The sequence below is a fragment of the Thalassotalea nanhaiensis genome, assembly GCF_031583575.1.
Lineage (GTDB): Bacteria > Pseudomonadota > Gammaproteobacteria > Enterobacterales > Alteromonadaceae > Thalassotalea_A > Thalassotalea_A nanhaiensis.
The window spans coordinates 2,368,067-2,384,626 of sequence record NZ_CP134146.1; the positions used below are offsets into that span (position 1 = coordinate 2,368,067).

Consider the following 16,560-nt stretch of genomic DNA (forward strand, 5'->3'; position numbering starts at 1 on the left):
TTATTTACTACTTGTACTATTACTTGAATTAAAGTTGTCGGGCTTAAAATTGCTTGGTCCGAATGTGGTGACTTTCACAGGGTTAAATTTAGGCCTAATTTGCCACTTAGGGCGTATTGGCGTTAATGGATGAACCCGTTTTTTAGCAATAATCAAATAAACCGAACCAAATGCTGATAAATAGTTACTAGCAAACCTTTGCCATAACTTATGCCACCAGTTTTTAGGGTTTATTGTTGAATTTAACGATGAAAAAAGAAATCGTTTATCTTCGATAATTTCATAACCAAGTAGGTGTAACCAATCTTTTACTCGCATTGGGGTGAAAAATCGGCCTCGCCAGGGCAACTCTTGACGACGAAATGGAATAAGCTGATTTAATCCTGCCAAGCTTATCGGGTTAAACCCAGAAATAATCAGATGTCCATTTGGGATCAATACTCTATCTGCTTCCCTTAGTATATGGTGCGGATCAACAGCAAACTCCAAGCCATGGGTTAATAAGCATGCATCAACGCTGTGTTCTAAAAACGGCAGGTCGTCTATTTCTGCAACAACTTGTGCATTTGCATTTGTTTCGCCGACAATAACTTGATGCTTAATCATCGACTCTTCGGAGTTGATCGCACCACTTAAAATACCAAGTTTTAATAAATGGTAACCAAAAAAGCGTGGCCACCAAGGCAATAAACACTGCTCAATACTTTGTGCTATTAACTCACCATTAGGCATATCACGCCATTGTTTTGGTTTTTTCGGACTGTCGAATGCTAACGCAGGTTTCATTAAAATAAATGTCCTTTTACCAATCTCATTTAAACTGGAATTACAGCCTAGAAAAACACAAGCTAGGCAATTTAAATATCACTAAACACAAGGTATACTGAGTTAAAGATCAAAACGGAATGATTATGACTCAAGTTACTGCAATTAATGCCTTTTCAGATAACTATATATGGTGTATCACTAACCACGCAAGTACAAACTGTAGTTTAGTAGATCCTGGCGATGCTAGCGTATGTATTGAATTTATAAAGGAAAATAATTTAACCTTACGCTCAATACTGATCACTCATCATCATCATGACCATGTTGGTGGCTTACCTACTTTAATTGATTTTGCCAAGCAACAAGGATGGCCGTTAACGATTTATGGTCCAGCATCAGAGAACATTAAATACTTAGACGTTCAGCTAGTTGAAGGTGATCGGGTGTCATTATTTGATAATAACCTTAACTTCTCGATTATTGATCTGCCGGGACACACATCTGGGCACATAGCCTACTACGGTGAAGATATGCTGTTTTGTGGAGATACGTTATTTTCAGGTGGATGTGGACGTTTATTTGAAGGCACTGCAAAGCAGATGCATAACTCTTTGACTAAATTGGTTAACTTACCTGATACGACTAAGGCATACTGTGCACATGAATACACATTAGCGAATTTAAATTTTGCTCGAACTATTGAGCCAAATAATGGTCAACTTGAAAGCTACTTTAACAAAGTAGTCACACTTAGAGAGCAAGAAATCGCGACTATTCCCACAACTATTGGCTTGGAGAAACAAATAAACCCTTTTTTACGTAGCGAACAACAAGAAGTAATAAATACTGCACAACAAAAAAGTGAGCAAAAGTTACAATCTAATGTCGATGTTTTTGCTATGATCAGAACATTGAAAGATAACTTTTAAGCAAAATAAAATTAAAAAATAACGCTGCATTCAAACATAATAATTATACGATTTGGTATTAAACTCGCGTTATAAATGGAAATTTAAAGAGCATTCATGAAGAAAATTATATTACCTATTTCACTAACCATGATGGTTGGCTGTCAAAATTTAAACCAACAGGCTGTGACTAGTGTTGAGTTACCAACTAATACTGCAGATACAACCGAAATCTACGAAGCATTACTTGCTGACGAGACAGCACAAGTAATTCATCCAAAAGATGATGTTGAAATAAGCCTTACTGATAAAGACAAACTTACCATTTCAGATAACATATGGCATAGAATTCAAGGCCAGCTTAACTTTGACATCCCTCAAAACAAAAAAGTAATTGCACAGCGAAACTGGTATGCCAAACATCAAAGCTATCTAGATCGAGTGGCAAAACGCTCTGAGCCATTTATTTATCATATTGTTGAGGAGCTAGAAAAGCACAATATGCCAATGGAGTTAGTATTATTACCCATAGTAGAAAGTGCTTACGATCCATTTGCCTACTCTCATGGTAGTGCCTCTGGTATGTGGCAGTTTTTATCTGGTACGGGTAAACAATTTGGTTTAAAGCAAGACTGGTGGTATGACGGGCGTCGTGATGTTGCAGCGTCAACTCAAGCTGCAATTAAGTTTTTACGCTACTTGCACAGACGCTTCGATGGTGACTGGTTATTGGCGTTAGCTGCGTATAATTCAGGTGAAGGTCGAGTTGCCAGAGCAGTAAAAGATAATGCTCGTAAGGGTAAGCCAACAGATTTTTGGAATTTAAAACTGCCAAAAGAAACACGTGACTACGTTCCTAAGCTTTTAGCATTAGCCGACTTGGTGAAACGCCCTGACGACTTTGGCGTTACATTATATGCTATTGATAATCAGCCGGTAATAAGCTCAATTGATATAGGCTCTCAATTAGATCTTGCATTAGCAGCAGATTTAGCTGATTTAACCATTGATGAATTGCATGCACTTAATCCAGGCTTTAACCGCTGGGCAACGGCTCCTAATGGTCCACATCAATTGTTAATTCCAAATAATAAAGTTGATAATTTTAAACTTGGCCTAAGTAAGCTTAATGATGATGACCGATTGTCTTGGCAACGATATAAAATTCGTGAAGGCGATAGTTTAAGTGTTATTGCTAACCGTTTTAATACCACTATTACCGTTGTAAAAGAAGCGAACAGCCTGAAAAACAACCGAATTAGAGCGGGTAAATATTTATTGATCCCAACAGCAACTCAGTCATTAGATCGTTATAAGTCTTATGAAGAAATTAGAGTTTCTAAACTGACCAAAAAAGGTACCGGTAATAAGATCACACATACGGTTAAAAAAGGCGATACGCTTTGGGATATTGGCCGAAAATACAAGGTATCTGAAAAGAGCATTGCTAAATGGAATGCTATGGCGCCAAGAGATATGTTACGTTTAGGGCAAAAATTAACTATTTGGACAGGTAAAGCTTCCACAGGTAAAACAACACAAACCGCAGCAACAAGCAGTAATATTATGCGTAATATTAACTATAAGGTTCGCTCTGGTGACTCGTTAGCACGAATTGCAAACAAGTTTAAAGTTAAGATTGCTGATATTGAAAAGTGGAATAACTTAAAACGCAGTAAATACCTACAACCTGGGCAATTACTTAAGTTGTCAGTGAACATTACTAGCATTTAATATCTGCTGAAATGAGCTATCTTACAAATCTATTACCGTTTTCAACATGGAAGTTGTATATGCCGAGGACGCAAGGATGCGTAAGAACGGTCCATGGTGATTTGCATTCCATCATCCCTGAAGTAAAAAAAGAGAGCATAAGCTCTCTTTTTTAATACCTGAAATCAACATGATGACAAGTAATTAACTGATAATGGATTAATCAATTAAGTTATATTCGTTACGTAAAATTTCAATAACTTCAGCTTTAGGATCATCAGAAATTACAATCTTTTCACCAGTGATCTTTTCAGCAATACCAGTGTAAGTATCAGATACAGCCATTAATACAGATTCAGGCAAGGCGTTATCACGTGCTAACGCTTCACGCTCTTCCATACGATCTTTGTTTAAAAGAATATCTGAATCAGGGAAATGGTTAAGCAGTAATTGACGGAAGCCTTCTTTAGAATTCTCAACAACTTTACCGTTGCGGTATTCTTCACCATCCCAAATACGTGATGAGTCAGGAGTACCTACTTCATCCATGTAAATTAGCTTGTCGTTACCTGCAGTATCTTTTACGTAACCAAATTCAAATTTAGTATCAACAAAAATTTGGTCAATTTTAGCTAACTCACCACTAATTAAATCAAAACCTTCCTGTAATAGCTTCTCATAAAGAGCAATATCGTCCGTTGATTTAAAATTAAATGCAGCAAAGTTATCTTTAATGTTCTTGCGAGTGATATTCACATCATCTTGAGCTGGAACGCCCGGTATGCCTTCTAAAATACCTTTAGTTGAAGGTGTTTGTAGAAGCTCAGCTAATTTGCTGTCTTTTTGCAAGTCTTCAGGTAATTGGATACCACAAAATTCGCGTTCACCTTTTACGTATGAACGCCACATTGAACCGGTGATGTATTGACGACAGATAGCTTCAATCATTACTGGCTTTGCTTTTTGAACTATCCATACAAACGGGTGAGGAATATCAAGAATATGGCTATCAGCTAAGCCATTATCTTTAAATAACTTAAACCAGTGATTTGAGATTGCATTTAACGCAGCGCCTTTACCAGGAACACCTTTCATGCCACCTTCACCGTGCCAAATGCAATCAAATGCAGAGATACGGTCGCTTATCACCATTATGGCTAACGGAGTGTCTGCTGCAACGTTATAGCCCTTTTCTTTAATAAGACGACGTGAGTCATCAGCAGTTAACCAATATACGCTTCTAACCTTACCACTATGCACTGGTGCATCAGTTCTAATTGGCAGGTCGTTGTTTACAGCTAAAACTGTATTAGCAATTGTCATGTTAATTTTACCGAGATGTTTTATCAGTTATATACCTAATCGATTAAGTGATTAGGAGTCTGTTTCAAAAAACGTTTAATAGCTAAGTTCATAAGTAGACCTTAGTTATTAAGGAGATTGAGTAAATAAACTTTCAATTGGATCCTGTATCAAAAATGAGATGACAAAATCGGTTTCTAGTTTCTAGTTTCTAGTTTTTATTTTCTAGAAATTATAAATTTACTTACGCAATCTGTATGTTTATGACTGAACTACGTTTATATAATAATTTTTATTTTTAAGAAAGAGAAAAGGACGCCGAGGCGTCCTTTTCAAAAGTTTTTTCTGTAAAATTACAAAGTAGCTTGCGCTTTTTGTACTAGAACAGAGAAAGCCGCTTTATCGTATACTGCGATGTCAGCTAGGATCTTACGATCGATTTCAATTGAAGCGTTTTTAAGACCACAAATGAAACGGCTGTAAGATAAACCATTTTGACGAGCTGCCGCGTTTATACGAGCAATCCAAAGCTGGCGGAATTGACGTTTACGTTGACGACGGTCGCGGTAAGCGTATTGACCTGCTTTAGTTACAGCTTGGAAAGCAACACGATAAACACGTGAACGTGCACCGTAATAACCTTTCGCTTGCTTAAGAACTTTTTTGTGACGTGCGCGTGCTTGAACACCGCGTTTTACTCTAGCCATTGTCTATATCTCCTATGATTAAGCGTAAGGTAACATTGCTACTACTGATTTAATATCAGACTTAGCAACCATACTTTTTGCACGTAAATGACGCTTAACTTTGGTACGTCTCTTAGTTAAGATGTGACGTAGACCGGCTTGTTTACATTTAAAACCACCAGAAGCGGTTTTCTTAAAGCGCTTTGCAGCACCTTTGTTTGACTTCATTTTAGGCATGGGAAAACTCCACGTTAATGCCAAATATTAAGTAACTAGGGGCGGATTTCTAAGAAACCACTTGTTGAGCCTCAGCTACCGGTTAGTTTATCAAACCGCAAAAGTTTGATAAAAAAGATAACGATGGTGAAAAAAGCCTTATGTTTTCACAAAAGGCCTAATTACTTTAAAGACCAAAAATTATCTTTTGATTGGGGCAAGCACCATTATCATTTGTCTGCCTTCCACTCTACGAGGGAAAGACTCACAAACAGCTAGGTCCTCTAAATCTTTTTTAACACGATTTAAAAGGTCTATACCTAACTCTTGATGGGCCATTTCACGACCACGGAAACGTAATGTAACCTTAGCCTTGTCGCCACCTTCTAAAAAGCGTCTCAGGTTACGTAATTTCACCTGATAATCGCCTTCATCAGTGCCAGGACGGAATTTAATTTCCTTAACCTGGATCTGTTTTTGCTTCTTACGTTGTTCTTTAAGTTCTTTCGATTTCTCGTACAAGAACTTACCGTAATCCATTACGCGACAAACTGGTGGTTTGGCCGTAGGGCTGATCTCTACAAGATCAACACCTGCTGTATCAGCAGCATTTAATGCTTCATTTAATGAAACAATGCCTAATGGCTCGCCTTCCAGACCAACTAAACGAATTTCTTCAGCTGTGATTAATTCATTCAGTTTATGTTGCGGTTCTTTTTGACCGCCTCTTTGACCACCTTTAATAGCCTGTTCCTCCTAGAGAACTAATATTACGCCCGTGTTTTCACTTCTTCGCTAAGTTTAGCGATGAAATCATCCACAGACAATTTTCCTAAATCTTCACCTGAACGTGTACGGACAGCAATTTCACCTGCTTCCATTTCCTGATCGCCCACTACGAGTAAATAAGGAACACGTTTCAAAGTATGCTCGCGGATTTTAAAGCCTATCTTCTCATTACGCAAGTCCGCTTTTGCTCTAAAGCCATTTTCTTTCAATTTTTTTACAACTTGGCTACAATATTCGCCATGTTTATCAGTAATATTCATGACTGAAACCTGAATTGGCGATAACCACGTTGGGAACTTACCGGTAAATTCTTCAATCAAAATACCAATAAAACGCTCTAATGAACCTAAAATAGCTCGGTGAATCATCACTGGCGTGTAACGTTCGTTGTCTTCACCAACATAAGTTGCGCCTAAACGCTCTGGTAAAGCAAAATCTAATTGTACAGTACCACATTGCCAAGCTCTACCTAAACAGTCCATTAATGTGAATTCAATTTTAGGACCGTAGAAAGCGCCCTCGCCCGGTAAATATTCAAATTCAATATTAGCATCAGATAATGCTTTAGCCAGACCTTCTTCCGCTTTGTCCCAAACTTCATCAGAGCCAATGCGGTTTTCAGGACGAGTAGATAATTTAACAACGATATCTTCAAAACCAAATGATCCATATACGTCATAAACCATATCGATACATTTAGTCACTTCCGCTTGTACCTGATCTTCTGTACAGAAAATATGGGCATCATCTTGAGTAAATCCACGCACACGCATTAAGCCGTGTAATGAACCCGATGGTTCGTTACGGTGACAACAACCAAACTCAGCAATACGTAATGGTAGGTCGCGGTACGATTTTAACCCTTGGTTAAATATTTGTACGTGACCTGGACAGTTCATTGGTTTAATCGCATATTCACGCTTTTCAGATTCAGTGGTAAACATCGCTTCTGCGTATTTATCCCAGTGACCTGATTTTTCCCAAAGACTTCTATCCATCATCATTGGCGCTTTTACTTCGTCATAATCATATTCATGAAGTTTTTCACGAACAAATTTTTCTAACTCAGTGTAAATAGTCCAACCATCATTATGCCAAAACACCATTCCTGGCGCTTCTTCTTGCCAATGGAATAAATCTAAAGTTTTACCAATTTTACGGTGGTCGCGTTTTTCAGCTTCAGCTAAACGCTGAATGTATGCTTTAAGCTGCTTTTTATCAGCCCATGCAGTACCGTATATGCGTTGCAACATTTTGTTGTCAGAGTTACCGCGCCAGTATGCACCAGCAACGTTCATCAATTTAAAGTGATGACAATGACGCATACTAGGAACGTGTGGACCACGACACATATCAATGTATTCTTGGTGATGATATAACGCTGGTGTATCAGATTTGTCGATGTTTTCATCAAGAATTTCTAATTTATATGTTTCACCGCGCTCAGTAAATGCGTCGTAAGCATCTTGCCAAGAACCAGTTTTCTTAACAACTTCATAGCCAGTACGGGCAAGTTCAGTCATTCGCTTCGAAATTTTTTCTAAGTCATCGTCGTTTAATTTTTCTTCGAGATCGATGTCATAGTAAAAGCCGTTTTCAATTGTCGGTCCAATGGCCATTTTTACATTAGGGTATAATTGCTTAATTGCATGACCTAATAAATGTGCACAAGAATGACGAATAATTTCTAAACCTTCGGCATCTTTACTGGTGATTAACTGCAATGAAGCATCTTCTTCAATTAACTCACAAGCATCAACTAAGTTGCCATTGATTCGACCGGCGATGGTCGCTTTTGCAAGACCTGGACCTATATCCAAAGCGACTTGCATAACTGAAACTGATTCTTCGAAGCTGCGCTGACTGCCGTCAGGGAGAGTAATTACTGGCACAATATTTCCTCAACAGTGGTGACACCTACGTAATGTCACTTGTAATAAATTTAAAAATTCACCTTGTACGCATTGATTTTTACAACTGGTACAATGTGTTGAAAGTATGTAAGAATATAAACATTCTTTGAAAGGCGCAATATAGGTGAAAATGCCCTGTTTTGCAATCATTGTTCTACTTCTTAACACGTTAATTTGGAGTGCTTAATTGAATTTAACAGGCAAACATTGTTTTTTCTTAATTTTTGTTTTGTTATTTAGCCAACAATGTCAGGCTAAATGGCAGACCTATTTAAATGACAATGATTTTTTAATTGAATATCAAAAGCTTGAAAACTCTAAGTTCACCGAAATAAATGCTTCAATTAAAATTGGCGGCAGCATTGATGAATTCTTTACCATACTCACTGATCCAAAACTGGCCCCTATCTGGCTTGATAAAGTAATTTCAAGCGAATTACTGACCACCTTAGATGATGATTCAGCCGTGGTACTTACGCTATTTGAAAGTTTCGGCCCGGTACAATCTAGAGAAATGCTGGTTAAATCCAAAGTCATAGAGAAAACAGCTGACTCATTGATAATAAAGATCACTGGCTATAATGAATATTTACCTAAAAACAAAAATAAAATTAGAGTTAAAAAAGTTAACGTTCTTTGGCAGGCACAACGATTAGATGACAACAACATCAAAGTCAGTTATCGAGGCAGCTTTGACCCAGCAGGCAGCCTTCCTGCATGGTTAAGTAACGAATTTGCTTTACACTCATTAGAAAACAGCTTCAAGAAGTTAAGAAAACTCAAGCCCATTAATAAATAATGAAACTTCAAAAAGCCTTTATTCAGCAAATACAATTGCTTAGCTACAGGGTTACAAAATAGTTGCTAAAAAGCCTCAATTCGAGCCTTAAAAACAACGCAAAATATTCAATGTCAGCCATAATAAAAACAGGAACTAACAGAAATAACAGAGAGATTATTAGGAGGCTGTCATGCCCCAAGAAGTAAGTCGTAAAACCATTGAGTGCCCACACTGTGCGCACCACTTACATATTACAATAGATACCACGCAAGGCGACCAAAATTACTATGAATCATGCCCTGCATGTTGTAATGATATCCATATGAATATGCATATTGATGACTACAATCAAAAAATTCAGTTAATGGTCGATGCCGATGATGAGTTAGTTTATTAACGCCAATTTGAGTAAACACTGCATTAACTTGGCCTTAAAGTAGGTATAAGTTAGAAAATAAACGTTCATAGAAAGTATTTAAACAAATCTAACCAGCTCTTCTAATAGTTTACTGCCCATTACTGCATCTACCATAGTGGAACATTCTAGTTACAATATTATTCCACCCCTGCTTTGTATTTATCTAAACCTCTAACCTCCGTCATCAGTAATACTCAAATTTAACATTCTAAGTCTAAGAATCAATCACCATTTTTATAATCGTAAGTGTAAGTTCCACATAGTGAAAGCTAGATAATCTATATTTTTTTAGCTCACAATATTCAAGTAAAATGGGCTCTACAAAGGAACATTCATTTCACTATACGGGATGGTTACATCAGGTTACAGGTCAAAACAATTTAACACAGTATTAACGTTCGCACAGGTTATAATTTGACCAACTTATTTAAGGTTTCCGGTTAATACAAAGCCGAAAAATCAAAACTTTAATTTAAAATTCTAGGATTAATGAACATGACTGCATTAGAAATGAAACATAAAGACGAAAGTAATTATACCCCGTTACAAGACTTCCCATTATCACAGCAGTATTGTAAAGAGCCTCAAACTAATAGTGGCCTTGCTAGTAACAAACTAGGAAAATTAGCTGTGGCAACCATATTGGCACTAACATTAGTTATCGCAATATACGGTTAAGTAAATTAGTAATTAACCTGATAAATGCATGCCAGTGCAACTAAACGTTGAGCGAACCTTCTGTCAAGAGTCGTTCGCTCATGATACGTTCAATGGAATCAACGATTGTCATGGTTTGCTGATCAATCTCAATATTCACATTATCACCCAGCGTTAGCACAGATAAATTAGTACGCTCTAGGGTTTCTGGAATTAAGTGTAATAAGAACTCGCAATCACCATTATCTAAAGTTTCTACTTCTCCTAATGTTAAACTCGCCCCATTAACGGCAATAAAGCCTTTAGCAAAAATATACTTTTTCCATTCACTTTTTATTGCAAATTTAAGCTGACAATTATCCGTAGAATCTATGCGTTCAACTAAAGATGCCATAGTATGAATATGACCCGACACGATATGACCGCCGATTTCATCCCCTGCCTTCATCGAACGTTCAACGTTAATTAAACTATTTTCTTTAATTGCATCTAGATTCGTAAGGCGCAGCGTTTCATCAATAACATCAAAACCGATAACGGCAGTGTTAGCGTCAAACTTTGCGAAGTTAACTGCGGTTAAACAAACACCATTATTAGCGACACTGGCACCAGTTTCTAAATTATTTATGAACTGAATTGGTACCAATATTTCAATGTGCTTGAAATTATCACCAATTTTAATTGAATTAACTTGTCCAGTAGATTGCACAATTCCGGTAAACATATATCATCTCTTACTTGTTTCTTATTATTTTCATTATCCGATCTTTGCAGCCATGACTCTAGATAAATTTTTTACCGATACAAAAGATCTGCTTAAGTTAGCTTATCCAATATTAATCGCACAACTCATACAAACTTTAATGAGTTTTGCAGATACCGTTATGGCGGGTCGTGTGAGTGCCACAGATTTAGCAGCAGTGGCAGTAGCAAGCTCAGTATGGCTTCCAATAATTTTAACCATAGCAGGGGTGGTAATGGCGCTAAGTGCCATTGTTTCGCAGTTTGCTGGCTCAAAACAATCCCAGAGAATAGGTCATTCAACCATACAAACAGCTTGGATAGCTCTGGTATTATCGATATTGGTGATCATTGGCTTTTATGCTGTACAACCATTGATCGTTGAACATGTAGACCTAGAGCCCGAGTTAAAACGATTAATGCTGGATTACTTAAGCTACATTGTTTGGGGAGGCCCCGGCTTTTGTTTATATGTGGTATTAAGAAACTTCGCTGAAGGGTTAAGTATCACCAAGCCAACGATGGTGATTTCTATCATCGGCTTAATCATTAATATTCCGGCAAACTATATTTTCATATATGGTGCTTTTGGTGCGCCAGAATTAGGCGGCGCTGGTTGTGGTATAGCCACTGCGATTGTCTACTGGACAATGTTTGTTGGCATGTTGATTTACGTTTATTTGTCAAAAAAACTTGCCCATATAAACTTACTTAAAAGCATGTCATTCCCTGATATAAAAGAAATAAAGACTATTTTAGCCTTGGGTGTTCCAATCGCCCTTTCATTACTTTTTGAAGTATCTCTATTTTCAGTGGTGGCGATTATTCTCGCCCCGTTTGGCTCACAAATTGTGGCGAGTCATCAAATTGCATTAAACTTTTCAGGGTTGGTGTTTATGGTGCCGTTATCTATAGCATTAGCGGTAACGATTAAAGTAGGCACCTCGGTTGGCGAAAACCAACTTCAACAAGCAAAAGACATGTGTACAAATTCGATGTTCTTAGGGTTTTTAATCGCAATAGTTACTGCAACCATCACTATTGTCTTTAGAGAACAAATAGCGCTGATATATACCAATGACAAAGAAGTAATCGCTCTTGCGGTACAATTAATGTTTTTAGCCGCCCTATTCCAGTTCTCTGACTTTATACAAGTTATTTCAGCAGGAGCACTTAGGGGCTACAAAGACACAAAATCCATCTTGTATATCACCTTTGTCTCTTATTGGATGGTTGGCCTTACCATAGGGTTAATATTAGGCTTAACCGACTGGTTCGTACCTAGAATGGGCCCTGCCGGTTTCTGGATTGGATTTATAACAGGATTAACAACCGCGGCAGTATTTTTGTGGTGGCGTTTAAAAGTGATTCAAAATAGAGCTGATCAAGGTATTCTTCCCAAAGGAAGTGAAACCATAAATATATAATCAATCGATGGTTGCCTACCTTTTAAGCAGTTAAACCAATAAATACAATTAACTGCTTAAAAGCACTTGCAACAAATTAAACATCTGGATAACATAGCGACGTTGAATCATTCAACGCGCAATTCAAAGATACGCTCGCTTAGCTCAGTTGGTTAGAGTACTTGCATGACATGCAAGGTGTCGCAGGTTCGAGTCCCGCAGCGAGCACCATCTACTTCTATTTTTTACGATTTAATTTAAATACTTAATAATTTTCTAACTTGATCCGCTTGTTTTTCAGCGTTCTTCTCTGCTTTTATACGCGCTTCTTCTTTAGCTGAATCTACGGTATGTCTGCGGCTATCATTTATGTATTGTAAAGTGACACGGTTTATTAACGCTGGTTGTTCTTCTTTTGCCGATGCGAGAATTGCCTTCAAATCAGAAATTTGTGAATTAAGATCGGCAATAATGACCTTACTTTTTAATAACTCTTCTTCAATTAGTTTGGAGTCAGTATCATTTGGCTCAGGCTCTAAGTGCCAATTATTAAATTCCGTAGCGACTTTTTTAAAGCCCCAGACAATAGACAAACTACAGTTATTAAACAGCTGTGCAGCATCTTGTAAAGAAACCCTATTGGTAATGATCCACATACCATTAAGCAAGGCTTCTTGATTTGAATAGTTCGAGGTAGGTTTAGAATTATTGCTCTTTTCAGCAGGACGCACGATAACATCGCCATTGCTAACCGCTTCGCTAAATAAGGATTCTATTTTTTTTATTGTTCTAGAAGCCATGATAATCCATCTCATTTAAACACCTACTTAAGATAAAACAAACAAATGTTAAAAACAAGTTAATTAGCTTTGTAGCAGGCCTATGAAAACTTAAAACTTATTGTTTTTAAAGATTTTATTGAGGTGGTTACAGCCCTTTAGATAGCAGAAATTATTTACTAAGAAAGTCGACAGTTTGGCTGCAAAATTCGCCATTATTAAACGTATCTAGTGCCTGTTTAAAAATATCTTCTTCAGTGGTTTTATAAAATAAAGTCATGCTCGATATAAATTTAAGGTCATCAGGTTTTCCCATGATCTCATCGAGTCGTTTATCCTGATGTTTTAAAACACATTGAGTTGCCGATATTAATCTAAGCCTTAATTTAGGGTTGCTGAAGTAATCTTTTGCTTGTTCAGCCGTTTCTATTCCGTAATGCTCTGCATTTTCTGAATGCCCAAGCCCAGAGATTTGCGGAAACACATACCAAATCCAATGGCTTTGTTTTTTACCAGCAGACAGTTCATTACATACCCGATGCCAGCATTTGTCTTGAGCTCTGATAAATTTTAACAATGGCATATTACTAACTGTTTTAGGGTTCAAAGTGAATTTGTAAAACAAGTATAGTCAAAGTCGTGGTTATGACTAATGATGTTTTAAAATAAGGAAACAACAACCGCTAAGTTAAAAACAAACCGTAAAATTTCGCGCTACTTTTAACGTTTTTCACCTATTTATTTGCTAAACCTTTACTACAATAGAAATAAAAACAATCATTTAGCACCCCTTCAAGTTACATTATTAACTCTTCACGTAAAAAATGACTGACGAATAGGAAATATTGACAAGTAATGAAAATTACATTTTGCCATTATCGGGTTACACAAAATAACAATATTGGTCTTAAGCCAAAGGTTTTGCCATTGAAGGCACGAATAAAGTTCTAAGGAAGTTTGTGTTTACCCCAACGAGAAGATAAAGCTATGAAACTAAATAAAATTACAACAGCGCTAAGCGTTGCTCTACTAGGCACTGCAATCGCAGCTCCGAGTTATGCAGCAGAAGATAAGAAATTAGGTGGCCTTGAGGTTATTGAAGTAACCGCTTCTAAACGTGTTACAACTGAAAAAGAAATCCCAATGGCAATTGAAGCTATATCGGGTGAAAATTTAGAAAAGAATAACATCAGCAATTTAGAACAAATGACTGATCGTATTCCAAATATACTCATTAATGAAGGTGCACAAACCACTTCGGTAAATGTACGTGGTATGGGCTCTGGTGCAGACCGATCATTTGAACAATCTGTTGCTATGTTTATTGACGATGTTTATATGCCTCGTTCACGCTCTTACCGTGCACCATTTTTTGACATGGAACGTGTTGAAGTACTTCGTGGTCCACAATCAGTTCTGTTTGGTTTAAATGCTACAGCAGGCTCTATTGCAATTCATTCCGCTTCAACTCAACCGGGTGATGATACTTTTGTTAAAGTTGCCGGTGGTTATGAAACAGAATATTCAGGAATGCGCACAGATGTTATTGCAGGTACAAGTACCGATAACGTAGGTATGCGTTTAGCCGTTCGTTATAACGATACAGGCGATGGCTATGTTGAGAACCTGTATACAGGTGAAGATGAAAACACCACCGAGGAAACGCTTGTTCGAGCAACAGTTGTGTGGGATGCAAGTGATGATTTAACAATCACGACTAAAGTAAACTATGCTGACGCTGTTGAAGAAGGTGAATACGGCGAAAACATATACCCAAGCGCAGAATTTGCTGCCGCAATGGGATTAAACTCAGATACTGAATACGACTGGAAACGCTATACAGATACTGACGCCACTAAACTTTTGTCAGATATGACTCCTGGTTTAGAACATGAATTATTCGCAGTTTCAGTTAATGCTGACTATCAAATGGGTGATCATACTCTTACTGCAAACCTTTCCAACTCTAGTAGCGACTATGTGCAATTATATAATGTTGCAGCCTTATCTTTTGATCCAGAAGCAGAGCTAATTTTAGGTGCGGTACCTGGAATTTTAGGAAACTATGCAGGTGATGTGCTGGGAAGTGAAATTGACGAAAGCTATGAACAATCAGCGTTTGAATTACGTGTTGCATCTCCTACAGACCAAACGTTCTCATATGTTGTTGGTGCTTATGTTGATCAAGGTGAATTAGTAAATGTTACTGGTGCTGCTGCTAACTTTTTACTAGGTGCTGATTTTGGTACCAGTATAGTTTCACATCCTGCTCAAATGCAAGACACAGATACTATGTCTGTTTTTGCCAGCGTTACTTATAACTTGTCTGATGATTTTCGTTTTATCTTTGGTGGACGTTATACGTCACAAGACAAAGATTATGCACGTGAAAATGGCAGCTGTGAGTTATTTGGCTACAACATGCTAGTAAATCCAACCGCTGAAGACTTAAATGGCTACACTAAATTAGCAGACCTTCCTGAAAACGCTATGGATGGCACAATAGGCGCCGTTCCTCTGTGTGGTACATTCAACGGTTATAAAGACAGCAGAACATCTGAAAACTTTATGCCTGAAGTCGTTGTACAATGGGATATCTCAGATGACGCGGTTATCTATGCAAAAGTGGGCGAAAGTGTAAAAGCTGGTGGCTTTAACTTCTCTGGCTCACTATCTCGATTAAAAGATGTTGAATATGGGGATGAAACTGCTTTAGGTTACGAGCTAGGCTACAAGTCTTCTTTGTTAAATGGTGATGCAGAGTTAAATGTTACTATTTTCCATACTGAGTTTGACGATTTACAGTTGCAATCTTGGATCACAGAACCAGGCCAGGCACCAGTTGGTGTCATTGGAAATGCTGGTGAATCTGAATCAGACGGTATCGAAATAGAATTTAACTGGGCTGCAACAGACTGGTTAACATTAGGTACTTCCGTAGCAACACTAACTTCTGAATATTCAAGCTTTAAAGCTGGTCCTTGTTATTCTGGGCAAACAGAAAACGTAAATGAACCAGATATTGGCGGCTGTGATAAAACAGGTGAAACAACACCAATGGCGCCAGAATATTCTGGATCAGTTTACGCAGACATCTTCGCACCAATTTCTGATAACTTATTCTTCACTGCTGGTGTTGATGTAAACTTCTCTGACTCTTACTTTACTGAAGGTTCATTAAACCCTGCAGGTGAGCAAGAAAGTTTTGAAAAAGTAAATGCTCGAATTGGTATTACTAACGATGATAACTGGAGTTTATCAGTTGTTGCTAAGAATATTACTGAAGAGAAAACGATTGGTTCATCTTTACCATTCTTAGGTATGATCGGTTATACCCAAGCACCACGAACAGTAACAATTCAAGGTACTTACACTTTTTAATTATTACTAAATAACGTCTTGAAAAGCCTGCGATTATCGCGGGCTTTTTTATGAAACATTCAAAATTCAACAACGCCTTTTCAGTAAAAAATTTATCTTTTT

16 protein-coding genes and 1 tRNA gene are annotated in these 16,560 nt (G+C 37.5%); 8 read left to right on the forward strand and 9 right to left on the reverse strand.

What is annotated here, in order from left to right:
* Positions 1 to 786 (reverse strand): class I SAM-dependent methyltransferase, encoded by a 786-nt coding sequence (locus RI845_RS10440; protein WP_348386114.1) that lies wholly within the window; start codon positions 784 to 786, stop codon positions 1 to 3.
* A gap of 125 nt (positions 787 to 911) precedes the next feature.
* On the opposite strand from RI845_RS10440, the gene gloB reads away from it, so the two are divergent.
* Both gloB and RI845_RS10450 read left to right on the forward strand, forming a co-directional pair.
* Positions 912 to 1,697: a hydroxyacylglutathione hydrolase gene (gloB, locus tag RI845_RS10445; RefSeq protein WP_348386115.1), complete on the forward strand. Its 786-nt coding sequence runs from the start codon at positions 912 to 914 to the stop codon at positions 1,695 to 1,697.
* 96 nt (positions 1,698 to 1,793) lie between these two features.
* Complete coding sequence (locus tag RI845_RS10450) at positions 1,794 to 3,410, forward strand: LysM peptidoglycan-binding domain-containing protein (RefSeq protein ID WP_348386116.1); 1,617 nt, start codon at positions 1,794 to 1,796, stop codon at positions 3,408 to 3,410.
* A 198-nt stretch (positions 3,411 to 3,608) separates the two neighbouring features.
* Here RI845_RS10450 and RI845_RS10455 read toward each other — a convergent pair whose 3' ends face one another.
* The 5 genes from RI845_RS10455 to thrS form a co-directional block, all read right to left on the reverse strand.
* Entirely contained in the window at positions 3,609 to 4,712 is a 1,104-nt protein-coding gene (locus RI845_RS10455) for a phosphoribosylaminoimidazolesuccinocarboxamide synthase (protein WP_348386117.1), read from the reverse strand.
* 332 nt (positions 4,713 to 5,044) lie between these two features.
* Complete coding sequence (gene rplT / locus RI845_RS10460) at positions 5,045 to 5,398, reverse strand: 50S ribosomal protein L20 (RefSeq protein ID WP_348386118.1); 354 nt, start codon at positions 5,396 to 5,398, stop codon at positions 5,045 to 5,047.
* 18 nt (positions 5,399 to 5,416) lie between these two features.
* The gene (rpmI, locus tag RI845_RS10465; RefSeq protein WP_135437245.1) at positions 5,417 to 5,614 is read right to left on the reverse strand and encodes a 50S ribosomal protein L35; all 198 of its coding nucleotides are present in this window, start codon (positions 5,612 to 5,614) and stop codon (positions 5,417 to 5,419) included.
* Positions 5,615 to 5,794: 180 nt separating this feature from the next.
* A complete protein-coding gene (gene infC, locus RI845_RS10470; protein ID WP_348389533.1) occupies positions 5,795 to 6,337 on the reverse strand; it encodes a translation initiation factor IF-3 in 543 nt (180 codons plus the stop codon).
* Positions 6,338 to 6,363: 26 nt separating this feature from the next.
* Positions 6,364 to 8,274: a threonine--tRNA ligase gene (gene thrS / locus RI845_RS10475; protein ID WP_348386119.1), complete on the reverse strand. Its 1,911-nt coding sequence runs from the start codon at positions 8,272 to 8,274 to the stop codon at positions 6,364 to 6,366.
* A gap of 208 nt (positions 8,275 to 8,482) precedes the next feature.
* Between thrS and RI845_RS10480 the strand changes: the two genes are divergently transcribed.
* From RI845_RS10480 to RI845_RS10490, 3 genes are all read left to right on the forward strand, one after another.
* A complete protein-coding gene (locus RI845_RS10480) occupies positions 8,483 to 9,094 on the forward strand; it encodes an START domain-containing protein (RefSeq protein WP_348386120.1) in 612 nt (203 codons plus the stop codon).
* 172 nt (positions 9,095 to 9,266) lie between these two features.
* Positions 9,267 to 9,473 (forward strand): CPXCG motif-containing cysteine-rich protein, encoded by a 207-nt coding sequence (locus RI845_RS10485; RefSeq protein WP_348386121.1) that lies wholly within the window; start codon positions 9,267 to 9,269, stop codon positions 9,471 to 9,473.
* Between the two features lie 516 nt (positions 9,474 to 9,989).
* Positions 9,990 to 10,172, forward strand: coding sequence for a hypothetical protein (locus RI845_RS10490; RefSeq protein WP_348386122.1), 183 nt, complete (start codon positions 9,990 to 9,992; stop codon positions 10,170 to 10,172).
* A 40-nt stretch (positions 10,173 to 10,212) separates the two neighbouring features.
* On the opposite strand, the gene RI845_RS10495 is transcribed toward RI845_RS10490, so the two are convergent.
* Entirely contained in the window at positions 10,213 to 10,875 is a 663-nt protein-coding gene (locus tag RI845_RS10495; RefSeq protein WP_348386123.1) for a riboflavin synthase subunit alpha, read from the reverse strand.
* Positions 10,876 to 10,927: 52 nt separating this feature from the next.
* On the opposite strand from RI845_RS10495, the gene RI845_RS10500 reads away from it, so the two are divergent.
* The gene (locus tag RI845_RS10500) at positions 10,928 to 12,319 is read left to right on the forward strand and encodes an MATE family efflux transporter (protein ID WP_348386124.1); all 1,392 of its coding nucleotides are present in this window, start codon (positions 10,928 to 10,930) and stop codon (positions 12,317 to 12,319) included.
* Between the two features lie 133 nt (positions 12,320 to 12,452).
* Positions 12,453 to 12,529 (forward strand) — tRNA-Val (locus RI845_RS10505).
* 26 nt (positions 12,530 to 12,555) lie between these two features.
* On the opposite strand, the gene RI845_RS10510 is transcribed toward RI845_RS10505, so the two are convergent.
* Entirely contained in the window at positions 12,556 to 13,113 is a 558-nt protein-coding gene (locus tag RI845_RS10510; RefSeq protein WP_348386125.1) for a hypothetical protein, read from the reverse strand.
* A gap of 136 nt (positions 13,114 to 13,249) precedes the next feature.
* The gene (locus tag RI845_RS10515) at positions 13,250 to 13,660 is read right to left on the reverse strand and encodes a DUF1810 domain-containing protein (RefSeq protein ID WP_348386126.1); all 411 of its coding nucleotides are present in this window, start codon (positions 13,658 to 13,660) and stop codon (positions 13,250 to 13,252) included.
* A 404-nt stretch (positions 13,661 to 14,064) separates the two neighbouring features.
* On the opposite strand from RI845_RS10515, the gene RI845_RS10520 reads away from it, so the two are divergent.
* Positions 14,065 to 16,458, forward strand: a complete 2,394-nt coding sequence (locus tag RI845_RS10520) for a TonB-dependent receptor (protein ID WP_348386127.1) — start codon at positions 14,065 to 14,067, stop codon at positions 16,456 to 16,458.
* Positions 16,459 to 16,560 lie beyond the last annotated feature (102 nt).

Bases quoted from the DNA above. Each gene is read 5' to 3' on its own strand.
- RI845_RS10440 (WP_348386114.1), bottom strand. From the start codon at position 786: ATGAAACCTGCGTTAGCATTCGACAGTCCGAAAAAACCAAAACAATGG.
- gloB (WP_348386115.1), top strand. From the start codon at position 912: ATGACTCAAGTTACTGCAATTAATGCCTTTTCAGATAACTATATATGG.
- RI845_RS10450 (WP_348386116.1), top strand. From the start codon at position 1,794: ATGAAGAAAATTATATTACCTATTTCACTAACCATGATGGTTGGCTGT.
- RI845_RS10455 (WP_348386117.1), bottom strand. From the start codon at position 4,712: ATGACAATTGCTAATACAGTTTTAGCTGTAAACAACGACCTGCCAATT.
- rplT (WP_348386118.1), bottom strand. From the start codon at position 5,398: ATGGCTAGAGTAAAACGCGGTGTTCAAGCACGCGCACGTCACAAAAAA.
- rpmI (WP_135437245.1), bottom strand. From the start codon at position 5,614: ATGCCTAAAATGAAGTCAAACAAAGGTGCTGCAAAGCGCTTTAAGAAA.
- RI845_RS10485 (WP_348386121.1), top strand. From the start codon at position 9,267: ATGCCCCAAGAAGTAAGTCGTAAAACCATTGAGTGCCCACACTGTGCG.
- RI845_RS10490 (WP_348386122.1), top strand. From the start codon at position 9,990: ATGACTGCATTAGAAATGAAACATAAAGACGAAAGTAATTATACCCCG.
- RI845_RS10495 (WP_348386123.1), bottom strand. From the start codon at position 10,875: ATGTTTACCGGAATTGTGCAATCTACTGGACAAGTTAATTCAATTAAA.
- RI845_RS10500 (WP_348386124.1), top strand. From the start codon at position 10,928: ATGACTCTAGATAAATTTTTTACCGATACAAAAGATCTGCTTAAGTTA.
- RI845_RS10510 (WP_348386125.1), bottom strand. From the start codon at position 13,113: ATGAGATGGATTATCATGGCTTCTAGAACAATAAAAAAAATAGAATCC.
- RI845_RS10515 (WP_348386126.1), bottom strand. From the start codon at position 13,660: ATGCCATTGTTAAAATTTATCAGAGCTCAAGACAAATGCTGGCATCGG.
- RI845_RS10520 (WP_348386127.1), top strand. From the start codon at position 14,065: ATGAAACTAAATAAAATTACAACAGCGCTAAGCGTTGCTCTACTAGGC.